Source organism: Gordonia rubripertincta (assembly GCF_038024875.1).
Taxonomy (GTDB): domain Bacteria; phylum Actinomycetota; class Actinomycetes; order Mycobacteriales; family Mycobacteriaceae; genus Gordonia; species Gordonia rubripertincta.
In genome coordinates this window covers 3,434,708-3,456,465 of sequence record NZ_CP136136.1, presented here as the reverse complement: position 1 = coordinate 3,456,465, position 21,758 = coordinate 3,434,708, and the positions used below count along the sequence as shown (strand labels likewise).

16 protein-coding genes and 3 pseudogenes are annotated in these 21,758 nt (G+C 63.1%); 14 read left to right on the top strand and 5 right to left on the bottom strand.

From position 1 onward, the window contains the following. The first annotated feature begins 67 nt into the window (after positions 1 to 67). Both RVF83_RS15725 and RVF83_RS15720 read left to right on the top strand, forming a co-directional pair. Positions 68 to 505, top strand: a complete 438-nt coding sequence (locus RVF83_RS15725; RefSeq protein WP_341261947.1) for a hypothetical protein — start codon at positions 68 to 70, stop codon at positions 503 to 505. A 261-nt stretch (positions 506 to 766) separates the two neighbouring features. Next, the gene (locus RVF83_RS15720; RefSeq protein ID WP_005199851.1) at positions 767 to 1,984 is read left to right on the top strand and encodes an IS110 family transposase; all 1,218 of its coding nucleotides are present in this window, start codon (positions 767 to 769) and stop codon (positions 1,982 to 1,984) included. A 209-nt stretch (positions 1,985 to 2,193) separates the two neighbouring features. Here the strand turns inward: RVF83_RS15720 and RVF83_RS15715 are convergent, their stop codons facing one another. The 3 genes from RVF83_RS15715 to RVF83_RS15705 form a co-directional block, all read right to left on the bottom strand. Further along, on the bottom strand, positions 2,194 to 3,447 hold the full coding sequence (locus RVF83_RS15715) for an IS256 family transposase (RefSeq protein ID WP_005199596.1): 1,254 nt from the start codon (positions 3,445 to 3,447) through the stop codon (positions 2,194 to 2,196). Between the two features lie 117 nt (positions 3,448 to 3,564). Then, positions 3,565 to 4,281, bottom strand: coding sequence for a hypothetical protein (locus tag RVF83_RS15710; RefSeq protein ID WP_168432612.1), 717 nt, complete (start codon positions 4,279 to 4,281; stop codon positions 3,565 to 3,567). Positions 4,282 to 4,413: 132 nt separating this feature from the next. Next, the gene (locus tag RVF83_RS15705) at positions 4,414 to 5,034 is read right to left on the bottom strand and encodes a cold-shock protein (RefSeq protein ID WP_005199974.1); all 621 of its coding nucleotides are present in this window, start codon (positions 5,032 to 5,034) and stop codon (positions 4,414 to 4,416) included. A gap of 237 nt (positions 5,035 to 5,271) precedes the next feature. Between RVF83_RS15705 and RVF83_RS15700 the strand changes: the two genes are divergently transcribed. Continuing rightward, complete coding sequence (locus RVF83_RS15700; protein ID WP_247602394.1) at positions 5,272 to 5,793, top strand: SUMF1/EgtB/PvdO family nonheme iron enzyme; 522 nt, start codon at positions 5,272 to 5,274, stop codon at positions 5,791 to 5,793. Here the strand turns inward: RVF83_RS15700 and RVF83_RS15695 are convergent. Next, a pseudogene (locus RVF83_RS15695) lies at positions 5,790 to 7,073 on the bottom strand (IS3 family transposase). The gene RVF83_RS15700 and the pseudogene RVF83_RS15695 sit on opposite strands and share 4 nt — an antisense overlap. Before the next feature lie 62 nt (positions 7,074 to 7,135). On the opposite strand from RVF83_RS15695, the pseudogene RVF83_RS15690 reads away from it, so the two are divergent. Together RVF83_RS15690 and RVF83_RS15685 are read left to right on the top strand one after the other, a co-directional pair. Continuing rightward, positions 7,136 to 7,300 (top strand): annotated as a pseudogene (locus RVF83_RS15690) (ATP-binding protein); the annotation flags it as partial. Positions 7,301 to 7,365: 65 nt separating this feature from the next. Further along, positions 7,366 to 8,178: pseudogene (locus RVF83_RS15685) on the top strand (formaldehyde dehydrogenase, glutathione-independent); the annotation flags it as partial. A 377-nt stretch (positions 8,179 to 8,555) separates the two neighbouring features. On the opposite strand, the gene RVF83_RS15680 reads toward RVF83_RS15685, so the two are convergent. After that, positions 8,556 to 9,374 carry a MarR family winged helix-turn-helix transcriptional regulator gene (locus RVF83_RS15680; RefSeq protein WP_005200072.1) on the bottom strand — a complete coding sequence of 273 codons (819 nt, stop codon included), beginning with the start codon at positions 9,372 to 9,374 and terminating at the stop codon, positions 8,556 to 8,558. A 253-nt stretch (positions 9,375 to 9,627) separates the two neighbouring features. Here RVF83_RS15680 and RVF83_RS15675 point away from each other — a divergent pair, with 253 nt between their 5' ends. From RVF83_RS15675 to benC, 9 genes are all read left to right on the top strand, one after another. Then, a complete protein-coding gene (locus RVF83_RS15675) occupies positions 9,628 to 10,701 on the top strand; it encodes a cupin domain-containing protein (RefSeq protein ID WP_005200071.1) in 1,074 nt (357 codons plus the stop codon). Beyond that, entirely contained in the window at positions 10,698 to 11,942 is a 1,245-nt protein-coding gene (locus tag RVF83_RS15670; protein ID WP_005200070.1) for an FAD-dependent monooxygenase, read from the top strand. Before RVF83_RS15675 ends, RVF83_RS15670 begins: the two co-directional genes overlap by 4 nt. Positions 11,943 to 12,148: 206 nt before the next feature. After that, positions 12,149 to 12,856, top strand: a complete 708-nt coding sequence (locus RVF83_RS15665) for a fumarylacetoacetate hydrolase family protein (protein ID WP_255220813.1) — start codon at positions 12,149 to 12,151, stop codon at positions 12,854 to 12,856. A gap of 30 nt (positions 12,857 to 12,886) precedes the next feature. Beyond that, positions 12,887 to 13,918 (top strand): oxygenase MpaB family protein, encoded by a 1,032-nt coding sequence (locus RVF83_RS15660; RefSeq protein WP_005200068.1) that lies wholly within the window; start codon positions 12,887 to 12,889, stop codon positions 13,916 to 13,918. Positions 13,919 to 13,969: 51 nt separating this feature from the next. Next, complete coding sequence (locus RVF83_RS15655) at positions 13,970 to 15,421, top strand: aldehyde dehydrogenase (RefSeq protein ID WP_005200067.1); 1,452 nt, start codon at positions 13,970 to 13,972, stop codon at positions 15,419 to 15,421. Between the two features lie 38 nt (positions 15,422 to 15,459). Further along, a complete protein-coding gene (locus RVF83_RS15650; RefSeq protein ID WP_341261946.1) occupies positions 15,460 to 15,972 on the top strand; it encodes a hypothetical protein in 513 nt (170 codons plus the stop codon). A gap of 739 nt (positions 15,973 to 16,711) precedes the next feature. After that, positions 16,712 to 18,106 (top strand): benzoate 1,2-dioxygenase large subunit, encoded by a 1,395-nt coding sequence (benA, locus tag RVF83_RS15645; protein ID WP_005200065.1) that lies wholly within the window; start codon positions 16,712 to 16,714, stop codon positions 18,104 to 18,106. A 64-nt stretch (positions 18,107 to 18,170) separates the two neighbouring features. Then, positions 18,171 to 18,713: a benzoate 1,2-dioxygenase small subunit gene (gene benB, locus RVF83_RS15640; protein ID WP_005200064.1), complete on the top strand. Its 543-nt coding sequence runs from the start codon at positions 18,171 to 18,173 to the stop codon at positions 18,711 to 18,713. A gap of 9 nt (positions 18,714 to 18,722) precedes the next feature. Continuing rightward, positions 18,723 to 21,518 carry a benzoate 1,2-dioxygenase electron transfer component BenC gene (gene benC, locus RVF83_RS15635; protein ID WP_005200063.1) on the top strand — a complete coding sequence of 932 codons (2,796 nt, stop codon included), beginning with the start codon at positions 18,723 to 18,725 and terminating at the stop codon, positions 21,516 to 21,518. Positions 21,519 to 21,758: the final 240 nt, after the last annotated feature.

Here is a 21,758-nt window from a genome sequence, read left to right as displayed (position 1 = left end):
AGGCGGTACGCGCGTGCCGACCCTCGTGAAGACGCCAGGTGACAGTGGTTCGTCGTCGGGTCCCCGCGTGATAGACACCTACACGCATGTGGTGGATCTGTACCCGACCTTCACCGACTACGCGGGCACGGAAACGGTTGCCGGTGAGCCGCTTCTCGGGGGCTCGGCCAAGCCGCTGCTCGACGGGACGTCGGACAGTGTCGGCACCGACGAGTTCGGTATGGAGCTTTTCGGGCATCGGGTCTACCGCGAGGGCGACTGGAAGCTCGTCTACGCACCAGCGGTGGCCGGCGGGACAGGTCGCTACGCGCTCTACGACCTCGCCGCCGACCCCGGTGAGACCGCTGACGTGTCGACCCAGAACCCCGAGGTCGTCCAACGACTCTCGACCAAGTGGGATCAGTACGCGCGCGAGAACGGCGTGGTGCCGGCCCCCTTCGAAGCAGTCGAGGCGGCAGCCCCGCGGATCGCATCCCTGATGTACTCCATCGACTGGACGAACTAGGGACGCCGGCATGAGCGGTGACAGCACACAATCACCTTTACGTTGGAGTACGTCCGGGGCAGTCGCCTTGGACGCTCGTCCGCGGTTCGGGGCGTGACTCGACAATCACCTGTTGTCGCTGGTGGCTTGGCGTGGAAGGTCACCCCGGACCGTGACGGGTCGTTTCGGCCGCTGATTGAGATGTGTTCGCGAGCTTGTCGCTGTGTAAAGGTGTGCCGGCGAAACCACCCTGACGAGCCAGACGCATACGGAAGGGGCAGTATGGACGAAATCGTCTGGGTAGGAATCGATGTCGGTCGACATGCGCACCACGCCGCCGCGGTCGATGAGGCGGGAACGGTGCTGTGGTCTCGGCGGCTTCCCAACGATCAGCTGGCGATCGAAGCGCTCGTAGACCGGGTCGCCGACATGAAATTGGTGGTGTGGGCGATCGACATGACCGCACCGGAGTCCGCGCTGCTGCGGCATGTGCTGGCTGCGCGGCGCCAGGAGATCCGCTATGTGCCCGGCCGGGTCGTGCACAGCATGACTGGCGCTTTTGCGGGTGAGGGCAAGACCGATGCCCGCGATGCGGTCGTGATCGCCCAGACAGCCCGCCTACGTGGCGACCTCTCGGCGATTACCGCGCCCGACGACGTCGCGATCGAACTCGACCTGCTGACCGGACACCGCAACGACTTGGTCGCTGAACGCACACGAGGCATCAACCGCCTGCGCGGCCTGTTGACCCGCATCTTCCCTGCACTGGAGCGGTGTTTCGACTACTCAACACTGACCGGTCTGGCGTTCCTCACCCGCTTCGCCACGCCATCTGCGATCGCTGCGCTCTCCGACGACGAGATCTACGAACACCTCCGCGGGCACGGCGTCCGCCGACCGACCATTCCGAAGATGATCAACAAGGCGCGCGCCGCGGCAGCCTCGCAGACTATAGCTCTGCCTGGCGAGGCGACCACGGCCCTGCTCGTGCAGCAGGCGGCGGCCTCCCTGATGGCGCTTACACGCCAGATCGCCGAGCTGGACAAACAGATCACCGAGGTATTTCGCCGCCACCGTCACGCACGGATTCTCGAATCCGTTCCAGGTATCGGCACCCGAAGCGGCGCCGAGCTCGTTGCGATCACCGGCGGCGACCTCACTTCGTTCGGATCGGCCGCTAAACTCGCCGCCTACGCCGGTCTTGCTCCAGTGCCCCATGATTCAGGCAACCGTCGCGGCACCTTACGCAGGCCACAGCGCTACCACCGCGGACTACGCAAGGTGTTCAATATGGCCGCGCTCAACAGCTCTCAACGCGACGGCCCGTCCCGCGAGTTCTACCAGCGAAAGCGGCGCGAGAAGCGCTCTCACGTCCACGCGCTCATTGCACTCGCCCGACGCCTCGTCGATGTCGTGTGGGCGCTGATTCGCGACACACGAGAATGGGCCGCAGAACCTGCTTTTTCAGCGTCGGAAAGGTCTGCGTCGGCCGCTGCGTGAGATGGTCTCTATTGGGCGATCAGGTCTCGCATGACTTTACTGCCCGTGGGCAGAGGGAGACTGCTCTCCTTCAGGCCCCGCGGGGGTTGCGGGATAAACATCAGGCGGCGGCATGGGTAGGTCAGTGTGCTGAGGGCGGTAGCGGGTTCAGCCTGTCGCTGTGGTCAAGCCCCGAGTAGTGGTGTAACTCGTTTCTGATCCTTCGGGGGTCAGGCGGGTAGTTGCATCAGTGGATCGGTGGTCGCCTCCGTCGGTGTTGGGGTGTCGGTGGTCAGGGTAAGTCGGCAGCGGCTGAGGACTTCGAGTCCGAGGTAGCGGCGGCCTTCGGCCCATTCGTCGGTCTGTTCGGCCAGGACGGCGCCGATGAGGCGGATGATGGCGTCGCGGTTGGGGAAGATGCCCACAACGTCGGTGCGGCGGCGGATCTCGCGGTTGAGCCGTTCGGTGGGGTTGTTAGACCAGATCTGGCGCCACACGTCGTCGGGGAACCCGGTGAAGGCGAGCAGGTCCTCGCGGGCGTCGCCGAGGTGGTCGGCGACCTCGGGCAATCGGCCGTCGGTGTATTCGAGGAGCCGGTCGAACTGCTCGTGCACCGCGGTGGCGGTGGGCTGGTCATACACGCTGTGCAGCATCGCTTTTACCGCCGGCCACATGGACTTGGGGCACACTGCCATGAGGTTGGCGGCGTAGTGGGTGCGGCAGCGCTGCCATACCGCGCCGGGCAGGTTCGCTGCGATCGCCTCGATGAGCCCGGCATGAGCATCGGAGGTCACCAAGCGCACCCCGCCCAGGCCGCGGGCCACCAGGTCGGCGAAGAAGGTGTTCCACGATGCCTTGGTCTCACTGGTGGCCACCTGCATGCCCAACACCTCGCGGTGGCCGTCGCCATTGACGCCGGTCGCCAGCAGCACGACGGCCTTGACGACCTGCTTGTTCTCACGAACTTTGATCGTCAACGCATCGGCGGTGACGAAGGTGAACGGTCCGGCTTCGTCGAGGCGGCGGTGCCGGAATGCGGCGACCTGCTCGTCGAGGTCTTCGGCCATGCGTGAGACCTGCGACTTCGACAGTGAGTCGATGCCGAGTGTCTTGACCAGTTTGTCCATCCGGCGGGTCGATACACCGGCCAGGTAGCAGTCGGCCACGACGGTGATCAGCGCTGACTCGGCCCGCTTGCGACGTTCGAGGAGCCACTCGGGAAAGTAGCTGCCCGAGCGTAGCTTCGGAATGGCGACGTCGACGGTGCCGACCCGGGTGTCGAGGGGGCGGTGACGGTAGCCGTTGCGGCGGTTGGTGCGTTCGGAAGATCGTGCGTTCCATTCGGCACCGCACACGGCGTCGGCATCCGCCGAGAGCAGGGCGTTGATCATAGTCTGTAGCAGTTCGCGCATCAGATCCGGCGACGCGTCTGCGAGGGCTTGGCCGAGTAGGCCGGCAGGGTCGACAATATGGGGTGCGGTCATCGCGATGACTCCTCGAGGATTCTGTGGAAGGTTGACTCGAAGGATCACGCGGTGGCCGCTTTGCATCGGTCAACAACACAGCGTCAGACACGATCTCGGCCACCGAGTTACACCACTCTATGGGGCACTACTGTCGCTGTGAGACATGACCTGATGGTCGGGACTGATCTGCCACGACTCCAGATCAGGAGCGACGATCAAATCGTCGATACACCTGGCGGAACCACCAACATAGATGCAGTCGAAATCGAAATGTGCCGCTACGAACCAGGCGCGATCCGCAGGCCACCATAGGTGAGCGAGCAAACCGTGGAAGTTGTCGCCGGCGCGACTGATAGGGCCACCCAGCATGTAGTACCGAAAGCCGTCGCTTCCCAGCGCTATCCGCGGAACCGTGGGATCGATTTCACTGAAGGCGGTGTTGCCTTCCCAGAATCCGTAGAAGCAGGTCTCTGGCGTCTTGGTATGGCCCGCAAGCAACCTGGCAAGAGTAGAAACGTGCCTCGACGCGAGCTCGTCGCTCACGTTGTTCTGGCGGGGGCCGTAGGTCCAGAACATGCGGCTCGGCGAGGTGTACGCGCTGATCGCCGCGAACTGCATACCTGCGTGAGCAATCCCGCCAGATGCGCGTGCGACATCTGCCCACCGAACTGGGGTGACGGAACGGTTCGCGTTCTCGATCTCTGCCGGGTTCAGGACCCGCGCGTACTGGTCGAAACCCGCAGGTACCAGAGAACGCACCTCTGTGGGGTTCGCGTCGCCGAGTCCCCTCCTGATCCACTGTGCTGGCTCAAGGTCGCGAAGGAGGTCGCGGTCATCCCACTCACCACTCATCGTTCGAGGATCACATGACACATGTGATCGGACCACCCCCGGTCCTTCGGCGCCTTTCGACACGAGCGATCTACTCGGGCCTGCGTGCGGGCAGCGGGATGAATTGCCACTGATGAACGTAAGGCCTGCGAGTCATAGTTCTTTGACTGAGACTGCCCGAAATTCGTACCCGTCCTGCCAGGCGTGTTCGTAGGTGAACTCGACGGCTTGTCCCGGATGCAGTCGACGGAAACCGGTGCCGACAACTGCCGAATAGTGCGTCCAGACACCACCTGGGATAGAAGGAGAATCGAGTACTCCCCAGCCTTCGTCATCGAACCATTGCTGCACCGTGCCCATAGTGGAGGGTACGTCGGGAGGGGGACAGTCGATGGCCGCGACCACCGCTTTTTGGAGATCTTGTCGCATGAGCGTTAAACCGTCGGGGCCGGGCTCGCCGACGCTGATCCACAAACTGGTGGAGAATGCCCGAGTCGAATGCAGTGGCGGTGCAGTGGTTGTCGTAGCCCGCGGCCACGCGTCGGCTACCAGATAACGCATCCCCTTGATCGGTTCGACAGCTTCTGTCCACTCGAACTCGACTTCGGTACCCGGCCGCAAACCCATCGACGGTGTGGGTTGGCTCAAATCGGCCACAGCTTCAACTCGCAGCGATTGTTCCGTCGCATATGCCCCACCCGGACAGTCCTGCGAGTCGAAGACACCCCAGTCGTCACCGAACCGCCACTCTCGAACAACCCCGGTCGATGACATGACGCAACGGTAACCGCTAGGAGCCGTTCTACGGTCCCTCATTTCGCAAGCTCGATCGCGTCTGAGTCTCACCATAAGCGCGCCGTTGCATTTCCGCATTGAGATCCATGCTGCGCGCCGTCCTCGGCCGTTCCCGCGCGAGGATCGTCGTCAGCCGTCGCCACCGCGTCGAAGAGCACACCACAGCAAGCACGTTCGCGGATACGTCTCGTCGACATCGGAGCGGGCCGCTTCGCCATGGGTGACCACTTCGCGGAGGGATACCCTCAGGACGGCGAGCGGCCTGTCCACCGGGTCGACCTCCCGGCCTTTCGCCTCGCGGCGACGCCAGTGACGAATGCGCAGTTCGCGACGTTCGTCAAGGAGACCGGTCACGTGACCACCGCTGAGCAGTTCGGAGTGTCAGCCGTGTTCCACCTCGCGTTCGTCGGTGACCGTGCAGCGATCCTCCACCGGGCGGAACAGACACCCTGGTGGCTGGCGGTGAAAGGCGCCGACTGGAAACACCCGGATGGACCCGGCTCAAACATCTCCGACCGACAGCACCACCCGGTCGTGCACGTGTCATGGACCGATGCGACGGCCTACTGCGACTGGGCGGGCAACCGCCTTCCGACCGAGGCCGAGTGGGAGTACGCCGCGCGCGGTGGCGGCGCCGGGCATCGATACTCCTGGGGAGATGAGCTCACACCCCGCCAGCAGTGGAGATGCAACATCTGGCAGGGTGAATCGCCCCGGGTTTGCTGGAGGCTCGGTTAGTTGGTTCCAGCAACGGCCGGGACCGGGTTCTCACGGTAGCTGGTGACCGTGTGGGTGGACCAGTAGCTGGCCTCGTACTCGACGGGCGGGACGTATCCGATCTCGCCGTGCAGACGGCGATGATTGAACCAATCTATGTACTCGGCGACGGCGATCTCGACCTCGCCGACACCGCCCCAACTACCTCGCGGACGCATGACTGGGTTACGAATACACTCGGCCTTGAACAACGAGTTGAATGCCTCGGCCATCGCATTGTCGTACGAATCACCCTTGGAGCCAACGGAAGTCACCGCATCAGCGTCGGCGAGACGTTCGGTGTAGCGGATGGCCCGGTACTGCACTCCGCGGTCGGAGTGGTGGATCAGCCCGGCCACATCCTGGCCGGCACGCGAGCGCGCCCACAACCCCATGTCCAGGGCGTCAAGAGCGAGGTCGGTGTGCATGGTGGTCGAGACCTGCCAGCCCACGACCATCCTCGAGAAGACGTCGAGGATGAACGCGGCGTACACCCACCCCGAATGCGTACGGATGTAGGTCAGGTCCGCCACCCACAGCGCGTTGGGCGCCGCCGCGGTGAACTGCCGTTCGACACGATCTGCCGGCTGTGGCGTTTCGGCCCCCTCGCTGCAAGTGGTCTTCCGCGTCTTCAATCGCGTTATCCCCTGCAGCCCATCAGCTTTCATCAACCGTTCAACAGTGCACCGGGCCACGCCGATACCCTTCCTGCGCAGTTCGGCATGAACTTTGCGGGCACCGTAGACGCCGAAATTGTCGGCATGTACGGTGCGGATCTCACCGAGGATCTCACGGTCACGGACCACACGTGGCGCCTCGACTCGTCGACAACTCAGATGGGCTCGTACCGTGGACGGAGCGATCTGGGCAGCCGTATCTCTCAGGGCCACACAGATCGGATCGACTGGCGTGTTCGCCGCGATGCGTGGCGACGAACTCCACGATCAACGCTGTGGGCGGTCGATCTCCGCCGCAAAGAAAGCCGATGCCTGCTTCAAGATCGTGTTCGCGCGCCGCAGCTCACGGTTCTCCCGTTCCAGCTGCGCGATCCGCTCAGCCTCGCTGGTCGTGGTACCTGGTCGTACGCCGCCATCGATCTCGGCCTGCTTAACCCAGGTGCGAAGCGCCTCAGGGTGCACACCGAGTTGATCGCCGATCCGTTTGAGCGCTCCTGGCCGCGTGGCCGGGTCCCGACGGGCCTCCACCGCCATCCGCGTCGCCCGCTCCTTCAGCTCAACGCTGTACTTCCGTGGTGCTGCCATGCTCTCCATCCTTCACAGGTTCGAGAGCCTCCGACAAACCCGGGGCTATTCAAACCCGGGGCTATTCAATAGCCAGTCACTGGCCCTTCGAGCAATGGGGACGATTCCTGCCCGAATACACCACCGCCGCCAGCATCCTCGACCGGCTACTGCACCACGCCACCATCGTCATCACCGACGGCGACTCCTACCGCATGACACACCGAACGGAGGTACCACCCACCTAGAACATCCCGCACAGGGTGGGGACTTTTACCTGGCCACCAGCGGGGACATCAAACTGGCCGTTGACAACATGGGCGGGTGGGTCGGCGGACAGGCACGCTACGTCATGGTTCCTTATGCAGACTGGAACCTGCTCAAGTTCCCCAACAGGGAACAGGCGCCCGAAAAGATCTTGGACCTCACAATGCTGTCGGACATCCTTCCCACTGGATTTCATGGCTGCGTCACGGCCGGCGTCGGTGTGGGATCGACGGTTTACGTCGCCGGGGCCGGTCCGGTGGGCCTTGCGGCCGCGGCGGGCGCACAGCTACTGGGTGCCGCAGTGGTCATTGTGGGAGACCTCAATAGGGACCGGTTGGCGCAAGCGAAATCGTTCGGGTGCGAGACAGTCGACGTCTCCCTCGGCGACCCCCGAGATCAAATCGAGCAGCTCCTCGGGGTACCCGAGGTCGATTGCGGGGTCGACGCCGTAGGTTTCGAGGCACGGGGCCATGGAGACAGCACCTCCTCCGAAGCACCCGCCACCGTGTTGAACTCGCTCATGGAGTTGACAGCGGCGGGCGGATCCATCGGAATACCGGGTCTTTACGTCACCGGCGACCCGGGAGGGGTCGACGCATCGGCGAAACGAGGCGCGCTGTCACTCAGCCTGGGGACAGGATGGGCGAAATCCCTGTCGCTCGCTACCGGCCAGTGTCCTGTCATGCAGTATCACCGGCCATTAATGAATGCGATTCTTCACGATCGTATCGAGATCGCTAAAGCGGTCAACGCCCAAGTAATACCGCTCGAACAGGCTCCTCGCGGGTACTCGGAGTTCGACACCGGAGCGGCGACAAAGTTCGTCCTCGACCCTAACGAGATGATAGGCAACCCCTAATCGCTCACGCGGCGCCGGTTGAGCGCACATCGTCGACCGCGCCGCGACCTGGGCGTACATGGTCACGGCAGCGCATTCGTGACGGCACTCATTTCGTAGTCGTTCGCCTCCGAGATTCGCAACACTCGTGCCATGAAGTAGGTGCAGGCGTCGTGTTCATCCAGATACAGCGCCGACAGCAGCCCTGCACCCCAGCCACAGTCCACCATCAACGCAGGCGCGCATGGCCCCCCGGCCCCCAAGTCCGACAACACTGTGCCGCGTCTGAGGTGACGTCACGGGTTTACCGCCCATGCGGCGACGTGTCGGCGAATCAAGGGCTGAATGCTCTTCGAACGGCGCCGGCGAATGGCTCGCAGTCGGATGCACAACGAGTTCTACACGATTCCCTCGGTCGGGTGGGTTCGATATGTATGGCTCCCGGGTGCAAGCCGAGCTACCAGACGCAAGTTGTCGATGAATTGTGTCTGGGCAGTTTCCGTGAGTGGCTCGATGAGTTTTGCCTGCACGCCGCTGACTGCGGGTTCGATGAACCGCAGCGCTGTGATCGCGGGCTCCGCAAGCCGGACAGGCCGGCTGCGTTTGTCGACCACATCGGCGACAGGAACGATCCAGCCTCGCGCTGTCAGCCTCCGCACTATGTCAAGCGTGGTCGACGAGTCCAGAGATGCGAGTGTCGCGATCTCTGTATGAGTCGCGACTTTGCGTTCAGCGATTGCCCACAAGACCGCGTACTGGGGCCCGGTCACGTCTGGCACCATGGTCGCCCATTGTCCGGTGTGGAACTGTTGGGCCCTGCGCAACAGATAGCCCGGTGTGTACGCCAGCCGCAGGCCGTGCACGGAGTCCGTCTGATCCTGCACGGGAAGATCGTTGATCCGGGCCACGGCGCCGAGCTGCTCGACGAATAGATGACGTTCCCCTGCCGGCAGAGGAGACAGCAAGTGTGTCTGAACGTCCCTGGCCGCACGTGAGATCGCGGGGAAGTCCGCGCTCGCACGATCGGTCAGACGCAGGAGACGGCGTCGGCGGTCTGCGTCGTCTTGTGCGCGCTCCAGCCATCCATTCTTGACCAAACGACCGACCACACCCGCTGCAGTAGCCTTATCTAGCGACGCCAGCACGCCAGCGGTCTTCTGATCGATGTTGTCCCAACCGTTTACGACCACGAGGACCGCGTACTGCGGACCCGTCACGCACGGCACCAACACGGCCCACGAATCGGTGTGTACCTGTTGTGCCCTACGAAGTAGGTGTCCAGGCGCTCCGAGCGGGCTGATCATCGAACTGCTGTCCACTCCGCCCCTTTTTCGTCGAGTTCTCGCGTTGATCGTTAGTACACATAGAACACCGACGGTAGATCAACCGCAAGCCGACTTTGCCTGCCCACTTGTAATTGGTTCGTATACGTACTACCGTGTGAGTCACGCCACAGCCTAGTGGTTGTGCATGATCAAGATTGCGAGTACAGCGATGCGCTATCACGCGGACAATCCCCATCTAGATGGGTTTTACGCCGACATCGACGAGCTGCACCTACAGCCCCTGTGGGAAATGCGGGGACTATTGACCCCAAATCCCAAAGTGAGTGCCGTACCCCACGTATGGGGATCCGCCGAGCTGAGGAAGGCGGCGGAGCGCTCGGGCCAGCTGGTGCCTATCGACCGCGGCGGCGACCGTCGGGTGCTGGCGCTGTCCAACCCTGGCCTCGGCGGTAAACCGTTCATTTCATCGACTCTGTGGGCTGCCGTCCAGTTTCTGCAGCCAGGCGAACTGGCACCCGCCCATCGACATACGCCGTCGGCCCTGCGATTCGTGCTCGACGGCGGCGGGGTTTACACCCTCATCGACGGAGACCCCATCGTCATGGAGCGTGGCGATCTGGTTCTGACTCCGGCCTGGACATTCCACGAACACCACAACCCGAGCGACCAGTCGATGATGTGGCTCGACGTGTTGGACCTGCCCATCGTCGCAGCACTCGACGCCGTGTTCTTCGAAGAAGGGCCAAGCGCCGAAGCCGATCAATCCGTTGCACCGCAGTCGCTCTCCGAGCAGCGGTACGGGCAGGGGCCGGGCCTGGTGCCCACCGGGGTAAGCCAGATTTCGCACGATCGGGCGTTCTCCCCGCTGACCGTCTACCGCTGGGCGGACACCGACGCCGCCCTGAATGCACTCCTGGAAGCCGACGCAAGCGGCCACGCCGAGCTGCGGTTCCGCGACCCCAGCCGCGATCGGGACGTGATGCCCACGCTGAGGTGTGAGATGCGGCGCATCTCGCCCGGTGTTGCCACCCCTGTCGATCGTCAGACCGGAACGCGAGTCTGCGCTGTACTCAACGGGTCGGGCTCGGTGACACTCGGGCGGGAGGTTTACTCCCTGACCGCCGGGGACATCTTCGTGGTGCCGTCGTGGTGCATCCACCAACTGCAAGCCACAACCACCATGGATGTGTTCACCACCAGCGACGCCCCTGTTCTCGAGGCACTCGAGCTGTTCCGCCGCTCCGAGGTGCCGGCATGAAGATCGCCACACAGGCCAACGGCTCGGTCCATGATCATCCACTCGATGTGCTGATAGTCGGCGGCGGGATCGGTGGTCTGGCAACCGCGTTGGCCGTCGCCCGTGCAGGACGTCGCGTTCACCTGGTTGAACAAGCAGCCGAGTTCAGCGAGATCGGGGCCGGACTACAGCTCGGCCCGAACGCGATGCGCGCGTTCGACCAGCTGGGCGTCTACGAGTCGATCGCGGCGAAAGCGGTCTTCCCCGAGCGGGCTCTGATCCGCGACGCCGTCACCGGCGAGCTGCTGACCACGCTGCAGCTCGGTGCGCGATGCGTCAAGCACTTCGGCTACCCGTATGTCGTGGCGCACCGCAGTGACATCCTCGCCGCACTCCTCGAGGCGTGTCGCGCCGAACCACGCATCACCCTCGAGAACAACCGCACCGTGGTGAGTGCCGACGACACCGGCGACGAAGCGCGCGTGCAGTTCACCGACGGTGCCATCTACCGGGCAGCAACGCTGATCGGCGCCGACGGCATCAAATCACGAGTGCGCCGCATATTCGACACCACCGAACCGACATTCAGCGGCCAGATCGCCTACCGCGGAGCGATCGACATCGCCGACGTTCCCGGCGATGTCAGTGGCGACGAAGTACTGCTGTGGATCGGGCCGAGAGTGCACCTCATCCAGTACCCGGTCCGGAGCGGCACCATGTACAACCAGGTCGCCGTCTACGACCGTCCCGCCGGGCAGACTGAACCCATCGGTCATCTCGACGAGTTCGACGCCGCATTCGCGATCACATGCCCCGAAGTCCAACGCGCCGCCCAGCAAATCGACAAAACCCGATACTGGCCGGTCTGCGACCGCACCCCACTGCACACCTGGTCCGGCCAACATGCGGTGTTGATCGGCGACGCCGCGCACGCCATGCTGCAGTACCTGGGCCAAGGCGCATGCCAAGCCCTCGAAGACGCATTGGCACTCGGCGACGCTCTCGGCGAGCACCACGACGAACCACAGGTCGCATTCAAGAAATACGAGATCGCACGGGTCGAACGGGCGACACGGTGCCAAGAAGTAGCCCGCCCCTGGGGCGCACTGTGGCACACCAACGACCCGACGCTCCTCGCACTTCGCAATCGAGTCTTCCGACTACGGGCCGCCGACGACTACAGCGACGTGGAGTGGCTGTACGCCGATCCCACCGCGACTTCCGACACAGCACCTACATCCACCCTCAAGGACCCCCTGTGAAATACACCAGTTTCCGTTCGACTTCCGGCTACGAATCGGTCGGCGCGCTCGTCGACAACGACACACGAATCATGGACGTCGGCTCCCGACTACCTGCATCAACTGCTGGCCTGAGCCCGATGCGCAGGCTCCTCGAACACCACGGTGCGACACTCCCGACATCTGCGGAAGAGTTCCTCGGGCTCCCCGGTTTCGACGCCGCAACCGTGGAGATCCTGCCCCTGGTTCCCGACCCCGGAAAAATCATTGCCGCGCCGGTCAACTATTTCGACCACAAAGCGGAAATGAACGAGGATGCCCATATCGACGCTCTCGGCGTCTTCCTCAAAGCACCCACCTCGGTACTCGCGGCAGGCCGAACCGTCGAATTGCCCTACACGGACCGCCGATTCGATCAGGAAGGTGAGCTCGCCTTCGTCATCGGCACCACCGCCCGCAACGTCACTGCCTCCGAGGCTCCCAACTACATCGCCGGTTACACATGCCTACTGGACATGACGATGCGGGGAGGCGAAGATCGGTCAACCCGCAAGTCCTTCGACACCTTCACTCCCGTCGGCCCATTCCTGGTCACTCCCGACGAAGCCGGCGACCTATCCACCATGCGCCTGCAAACACGCGTCAACGGTGAACTTCGCCAGGACGCGGACATCTCCGCCCTGATCTGGGGAGTTGCCGACCTGCTGGCCTACGCCTCCTCGGTGATGACCCTGCACCCCGGAGACATCCTCACCACCGGCACGCCCGCCGGTATCGGTCAGATCCACGATGGAGACACCATCTCTGTCGAAATCACCCGCTTGGGCACACTCGAAGTGGCCGTGAGCGCCAAGACAGCGGTCGCTTGTCCCACCAAGGGCGCCAACCGAGGCCCCAAACCACCCGAGACCGTCACGCCAGTGGCGCGACGCTGACCTTCGGCCCAACACGTCCAGGAGTACCTGATGGCGCGCACAAAACCACGTAAGTGGATCGCCGACGAGATCGCCACACTCGATCCGCACACCGACTACGAACGAATCTGGTCGCTGTCGAGCACCTACTACGTCAATGACTTCCTCATGGACTGGGTGTATGCAATCACTTTCCCACGATTCCTCGTGACCCTCCGCGGCGCGGATGCTGTACTGCGCGACGGAAAAGGAAAGATCTACACCAACCCCAACAAGCGTATGGACGACACCAGCCGCCACATGCTCGTGTGGTGGGAAAACGGCCCAGAACACCCCGCAACGCAACGATCGGTCAAGTCGCTCAACAAGCTTCACCGGTACTGGGCCAAGCAGTATCCAGGACGGTTCGGCTTCAACGAAGACTACGTCTACACCCTGTGCTACGAAGCAGCGATGATGCACCGGCTGCGGTTGAGCCTGGGCATGAGCGGATTTGACGAAAAAGTCCAGATCGCGGCATGGGAGTTCTGGTCCAGAATGGCCGCACTCTTCACCAACATCGCCGACGAAGGCGACCAACCACTTGAGGGGTTCCCCGCCGACTTCGCGGGAATCAACGCCTATATGGATTGGTATGAGTCCCTGCAGTGGCCCGAAAACCCGCTGGGACCCGAAGTCGCCGATGTCATCCTGCGTCCGTTCGCCGAGCGGTACTTTCCCCGATGGTTGCACCCCTTGGCCTACGCGCTCGTCACCTCGTTCTACCCCGATTTCGTGTTCACTGTGCACGGCATCAAACGGCCACACCGAATCGTCCGGGCCGTGATGAGAGGCGCCATCCGGATCGGGCTCACCGCGAGCGAACGGATCGCCGCCGATCCCGAACAATCTCTGCCCGAGCTCCATCGCGCGCGCAAGGCCAAACCGACTCGATCGGTGGCCTCAACCCACAGCAACACCACTGACGTCGGATCGGACGGCGCGCGCTGCCCATTTCGAGGAACCGAGGCGCCTGCGGCTGAGCGCACCGAGCCATCCGCCGACGTGTTCACCGAAACCGAGAGAGCCATCGCCGACGCCTGACATCAAGCCCCGACCGCCATGCCCACCACCGACTCCAGCGAAGGACTAATCATGACCACCGACCACCACTCCCTATTCATCGGCGGCACCTGGACTGAGCCTCAATCCGACAGCCGCATCACTGTCTATTCGGCATCGACCGAAGCCGTTATCGGATCGGTCCCCGAAGCTGGCAAGGCCGACATCGACGCAGCCGTCACCGCGGCCAGACGGGCATTCGACGAGGCCGGTGGCTGGGCCGAATGGGAGCCCGCACGTCGTGCCGACGTCCTCGACCGCCTCGCCGACGAGTACGACAACCGGGCCGAGGACATCTTCCGCGCAGTCTCTCAGCAGAACGGCATGCCCATCGCGATCGCACGCCAGCTGGAAGTTCTACCTTCGGTGCTGTTTCGCTACTACGCCGGCCTCGTACGCAAACAACCCCTCGAGGAAGTACGAGACGGCATGCTCTCGAAAACCGTCACAGTTCGACGCAGTCCGGTCGGTGTCGTCGCCGCGATCGTTCCCTGGAACGTCCCGCAAACCCTCACCGCCACCAAGCTCGCACCCGCACTCGCCGCGGGCTGCACCATCGTGATCAAACCCTCCCCCGAAACCGTGCTCGACGCCTACCTCCTCGCCGAAGCCGCACAGGCCGCCGGCGTCCCGCCCGGCGTGGTGAGCATTGTGCCCGGTGGCCGCGACATCGGGGCGTACCTCGTTTCCCACCCCGGCGTGGACAAGGTGGCCTTCACCGGTTCGACCACGGGTGGTCGAGCCGTCGCAAAGGCCTGTGCCGAACTGTTGCGCCCGGTCTCGTTGGAACTTGGCGGAAAATCGGCCGCGATCATCCTGGACGACGCCGATCTCGACCTGAGCACCGTCGGACAGTCCCTGTTCGCATCCACCCTGGCCAACAACGGACAGGTGTGCTTCCTCGGCACCCGGATCCTCGCCCCCCGCAACCGATACAACGAGGTCGTCGACACCTTCGCCGATCTGATCACCTCAGCACCGGTCGGTGACAGCCTCGACGAGAGCACCCTCATCGGACCGATGGCCAGCAAGAACCAGCGCGATCGCGTCAGCGGCTACATCGACGTCGGCACCGCCCAAGGTGCCCGCGTTGTCGTGGGCGGAGCGGGTACACCGCCCGGCCTCGACCAAGGATGGTTTGTCAAACCGACATTGTTCGCCGACGTCGACAACACGGCCACCATCGCGCGCGAGGAGATCTTCGGCCCAGTCCTGACCGTCATCGCCCATGACGGCGACGCCAACGCCATTCGAATCGCCAACGACTCCGACTACGGCCTAGGCGGCACCGTATGGTCCAGCGACCCCGAGCGGGCCATGGCAGTCGCGGGAGCGGTACAGACCGGCACCATCGGACTCAACGGATACGCCCCCGACCCGGTGGGCCCGTTCGGTGGCGTCAAGTCCAGCGGCATCGGCCGCGAGTTCGGCCCCGAAGGACTCGCCGCCTACCAGCAGCTCAAGTCCATTTACCAGTTCAGCTGATCCCCGACGCTCACCTCGCGACCACAGAAGGTTCAACGATGGCCATCACACACCCCACCCGTGACAAACCCACACGCAAATGGATCGACCGCCGTATCGCCGAGCTCGATCCTGAAGTCGACTACGTCGAGATTGTGCGGCTGACCACGCTCTACCGGGCAAACGCGATGCAGATGGACTGGTTCTATACCGTCGGAACTCCCGCAGCAGGCATCTCCCCGGCGGTCAACGATGCGGTGCTCCGCAACGGCACCGGAAAGTTCCTCACCCAATCGGTTAAACGACGCGATGACTCCGTCGACCATCTGCTGCTGTGGTTTGAGCACGGACCAGATGCAGCCGCCACCAAAAAATCGATCAGCATGGTGAACAAATACCACGCGCACTTCGCTCGCGATTACCCCACAGGGTTTTCCGACCCGGAGGATTACATCTATATCCTCTGCCTCAACGCCACGCTGGTCCACATTGCCTCCACCAGCCTAGGGCTGCGCGGTTTCACACCCCAAACAGCAGCGCGCGGCATACCTGTTCTGGTCCGACATCACTGACCAGTTCACCACTCCCGCTGGCCAGTCGGTCACCGAATTGGCCCAGTTCCCTGCATCGTTCGCCGACATGGTCGCCTACGTCCACGACTATCAACACCGACCGTGGCCTGTTCACGCGCCCAGCAGAGACGGCACACTCGCGGGCGCCGACCGATTTGCCGCCACATGGTTCCCGCGACCGTTGCAGTTCTTCGGCCGCGCACTGATCACTGCCTTCTTTCCCGACGATCTGCGACGCGCCCACGACGTCCCCGCACCACCGAAACCTGTCGCGTGGGCCGCACGGCGGTTCATGAAGACGATGATGCAGCTCAGTGATTCCGTCCTCAGCGATCCAGTTGAGACATACCTCGACAAACGTCGACGCAAGTCCTTGACCGGGGCCCCTGCCAGCGCCGTGGACACTGCAGTACACCGCAGCATCGGCCCAGCAGCTGCCGGATGTCCTCACCTATCTGCCGCGAGACCGTAAACAGCTGAGTCTAGGCCTGACCCGCTGCCCCCACGTTCCGACACCGAACCGCTCGTACTACCCGCCACAGATCCAACAGAACCAACGGTGTCGACATCACCCGTTCGAAGCCGCTCGCCGCATTCCAACAGGATTGCCGGGCAACCACTTTCAAGCTTCACCGCATCCAGACGATCTCTGACGCGGTCAACTCACGCCGTCCCAAGACCCGACGGACCACATCTAGCACGCACAACGAAGTGCACACACCGCTCACCGGAGGTTCCTATGACTGCAATCGTCCCCGGCGTTCCGCTGCCCACCCACCTCAGTCATGTCGCGTCGGTGCTGTCAGACGCGGTGATCGACGACCGAGACGAGGGCGTCTATCGCGCCAACCGCAGAATCTTCACCGACGACGAGATCTTCGAGCTGGAGATGAAGTACATCTTCGAAGGCAACTGGATCTACCTCGCCCACGAAAGCCAACTGGCCAACCCAGGCGACTACTTCACCACCTATATCGGACGCCAGCCCATCGTCATCACCCGCGACACTAGCGGCGAACTACACTGTCTCATCAACGCCTGCGCGCACCGCGGAGCGATGATCTGCCGGCGTAAGACCGACAACCGCTCCACCCTGACGTGCCCGTTCCACGGGTGGACCTTCCGCAACGACGGCACCCTCCTCAAGGTCAAGGACCCTGACGGCGCGGGCTACCCCTCCACCTTCGACGTCGACGGATCGCACAACCTGACCAAGGTCGCCCGGTTCGGAAACTACCGCGGCTTCCTGTTCGGCAGCCTCAACCCCGATGTCGTCGAGCTCGAAGAGCACCTGGGTGACACCACCAAAGTCATCGACATGCTCGTCGACCAGTCGCCTGACGGCCTGGAGGTGCTGCGGGGATCATCCACCTACACTTTCGACGGCAACTGGAAGGTGCAGGCGGAGAACGGCGCCGACGGATATCACGTCACCGCCACACACTGGAACTACGCGGCCACGACCTCGCGTCGCAACACCGGAGAGTCCAAGAACGACACCAAGGCCCTCGACGCCGGAGGCTGGGGCAAGTCCGGCGGCGGCTACTGGTCCTACCCCAACGGGCATCTCTGCCTGTGGACCTGGGCGGCCAACCCCCAAGATCGTCCACTGTGGGAGAAAATGGACGAGCTGAAAGAGCAGTTCGGCGCCGCCAAGGGCGAGTTCATGGTGAAGGGCTCGCGCAACCTGTGCCTGTACCCGAACGTCTATCTGATGGACCAGTTCTCCACACAGATCCGCCACTTCCGCCCCATCACCCCGGACAAGACCGAGGTCACGATCTACTGCATCGCCCCCAAGGGTGAGAGCGACTCCGCTCGCGCACACCGCATCCGCCAGTACGAGGACTTCTTCAACGCATCCGGTATGGCCACCCCCGATGATCTCGAGGAGTTCCGGTCATGCCAGCTCACATTCCAGGCAACCGCAGCGCCCTGGAACGACATGAGCCGGGGCGCTGAGCACTGGCTCACCGGCCCCGACGAGGTCGCCAAATCGCTGGGCATGCCGGGCGTCATCTCTGCCGGCCTCAAGAACGAAGACGAAGGCCTCTACCCCGTACAGCACGGCTACTGGCTCCAGACCATGCGACGAGGTCTCGAAGTTGAGGAATCTGTAGCCAAAAAGGCCTAGCGCATCAGGTTTCGCTGTTGTGCGACACGACCGGCCCGACTGGCCCGACCGATGGAAGTGACCTATGACCACCACCCCATCCACCGCCGGAGTCCACGATTCCGGCGTTGGTACCACACTCATCACGCAGAACATCATCGAACAGTTCCTCTATCGCGAAGCTCGCTACCTCGACGACCGCGAGTTCGAGAAATGGCTTGAGTGTTACGCCGACGACGTCGTCTACTGGATGCCGTCTTGGGACGACAACGATCGCCTGGTGGAAGACCCCCACCGCGACATCTCGCTCATCTACTACGGCAACAAAGGCGGCCTCGAAGACCGGGTGTTTCGGATCCGCACTGAGCGGTCGTCCGCGACATCGATTCCGGAGCCACGCACCAGCCACAACATCAGCAACGTCGAGGTGATCGAGCGGCGCGGGGACATCGTTGACGTTCGTTTCAATTGGCACACCATGTATTTCCGCTACAAGACGGTGGACCCGTATTACGGCACATCGTTCTACACAATCGACTTCTCCGGCGAGCAGCCACTCATCCGGCGTAAGACGATCGTGCTCAAGAACGATTACATCCACCACGTGGTGGACATCTACCACTTCTAAGGGACCCTCATGACTGTCACGACCGGCCGGCGGACCACGACAAGTGGAACGTCGCCCGAACCTACGACCTACCGGGTGGCACTCGGATTCGAGGACGGGGTCACCCGATTCATCTCCTGTCGTGAGGACCAAACGGTTGCCGACGCCTCCTATCGCCAGCGCATCAACATTCCCCTCGACTGCCGGGACGGGGCGTGCGGCACCTGTAAATCCCTGTGCGAGTCCGGAATCTATGACGGCGGCACCTACATCGAGGACGCGCTGTCCAATGCCGAAGCCGCACAGGGTTATGTGCTGCCCTGCTCCATGCAGCCTCGTTCCGACCTCGTGCTCCAGATCCCGGCGACCTCCGACATTGCCAAGACGCAGGCCTCGACCTTCGCTGGCGAACTGACCGAACTCGACCGGTTATCTGCGTCGACCATGCGGATGTCAGTCGACATCCCCAACCGATCAGAACTTGCGTTCCTACCCGGTCAGTACGTCAACATCACGGTGCCCGGTGTCGACAGTCCCGACGGCACCCCCATCACCCGGTCGTACTCGTTCTCCAACGACCCCGACGACGACCGCCTGACCTTTCTGGTGAAGCTCAGCCCCGGTGGAGCGATGTCGACCTACCTCTCCGAGCGCGCCAAAGTCGGTGACGCCATCACCTTCACCGGACCGCACGGCTCATTCTTCCTCCGCGAAGCAGACCGACCCGTGCTGATGCTTGCCGGCGGGACCGGTCTGGCACCGATCATGTCTATGCTGAGGTCGCTGCGCTCCACTCGTAGTGAGCGTGCTGTCCACCTGATCTACGGGGTCACCAATGACGCCGACCTTGTCGCCGTCGACGAAATTGACCGCCTTGCAGCCGACATGCCTCGCTTGAGCTGGGATCATTGCGTAGCAGATCCAGACAGCTCCGCTGCCAACAAGGGCTACGTGACCAGCCTCATGGCCCCCGAACACCTCCACAACGGGGAAGCCGCTGTCTACCTGTGTGGCCCCCCGCCAATGGTCGAGGCCGTCCGAACTCACCTCGCCGATACCGGTGTCGCGCCCATCGGGTTCTACTACGAAAAGTTCGCACTGGCGGCCGCCCCCGCGAGCATCGATGCATCCAACGGTACCGCCGCACCGGTCGAGATTGAGAACCACTCGGATGGTGACAGCACCGGCCCTCTTCGGGGCGACGAACTGTTGCCCTCACCTGACGCCCGGTCGGTCGCCGGCCAACTCATATTCCGCCCGAGTTACGTGAATGCCTGGACTGACACCATTCCGCCGTCACGAACCGACGAGACGAAGCTGCAGGTGGGCAATCAACGAGTGTGGCTGGCCGACACAACGTCCGTGGGTGTGCTTCACGAGGCTGCCACCCTGATCACCGGTTGCACACGATCGATCGCCGGACAAACAATCTTCGACCAGCGCGTACTCAACCCCCTCATCACCACCCGGCCGGATCATCCGGCTCCCGGTGCCCTTGCAAGCCCAGCTGCAGCTGCGACGCAACCGATCGAGTACAAGCCGGTGGTCGGGTCGCAGGGCTATCAGATCGGCGAGGAGCATCCTGCTCTCCACGAGTCCGACGCCCTGTTCGAAGCGCGAGCCGCGCTGGAACTGGGTGCGGTAGAACTCACGCTGGGCAGAATGTCGAGTCAGCAGCTGTCAGGGTATCGACTCCTCGCCGAATCCACTCTGCCGTATGTGGCGGGCGAAGCGTTCGTCGACGCCGAGCAATATACCGAGACCAACGCGGCCTTTCACGACTACCTTTTCGCGCAGACCAAGAACAAGCATCTGCTTGAGGCCTACAGAGCGCTCGGTGTAAAGGGGCGCATGAGCGAGGTTTTGCGCAACGCGACCTGGTGCCATCCCCTATGCGCTCGTGATCATGTCGACATGGTCGAAGCATTCGAGTCACGAGATCGTGACGCGGCTCGCGAGCTGGTCGCAGTACACGCCGACCGGGCGAAGCAGACCATGCGGCGCGCGATGGAAGACGAACTCGCTTCTCAGCGTCCCCGCTTTGTCACGCCAGGGCGTTTCGCCGACAAAGTGGTCGTGGTAACCGGTGCGGCACAAGGCATTGGCGCACAAACGGCACGCCGGATCGCGGCCGAGGGCGGCGCACTCGTTCTCGTCGACCGATCGGAACTGGTTGAAGAACTCCGCGCCGAACTCGGGCCGAAGATCCCCGCGGTAACCGTGACCGCCGATCTCGAGCACTACGAGGGCGCAGAGCATGCTACCCACCGCGCTATCACCGAATACGGACGAATCGACGTGTTGATCAACAACGTCGGTGGCGCTATCAACTTCAAACCGTTCACCGAGTTCTCCAGCACGGAGGTTCGAGCCGAAATCGACCGTTCACTGCTGACCACGCTCTACACTTGCCGCGCAGTCCTACCAGGCATGGTCGGCCAAGGACACGGAGTGATTGTCAACGTCTCCTCCGCCGCTACCCGGGGCATTCACCGAATTCCCTACTCAGCCGCGAAGGGCGGGATCAACGCCCTGACGGCGTCGCTCGCAGTCGAGTACGCCACCAGCGGCATTCGAGTCGTCGCGACCGCTCCAGGAGGTACAGAAGCACCGCCGCGACGCATCACGCGTGGGACCCCCAAAGCACGGACAGACGTCGAACGAGGCTGGTTTCAAGCCCACATCGACCAAACCATCGACTCATCGTTGATGAAGCGTTACGGCACCCTGGACGAGCAGGCATCCGCGATCTGCTTCCTTGCTTCTGACGAAGCAACCTACATCACCGGGACAGTGCTGCCCGTTGCAGGCGGCGACCTCGGCTGACCGAAGACCAACGCTGGCCCAAGACCCCCACCCCTGACGGCGGCCACCTCGACGAGCCCACCCTCAACTTCGTTCACCGCCCTTGAACTGACCCGCCACACCGGGTCACCCACCCCTGCGACCACCGATCGAGGACACAACCCCCACGTCGCCACACGCCGCTACGACCAGGCCGGTCTTTGCTGCAATCACCCATACAACCCTCAAGGACCGCAGGTTGGAACCCTTCACAGACTGCAC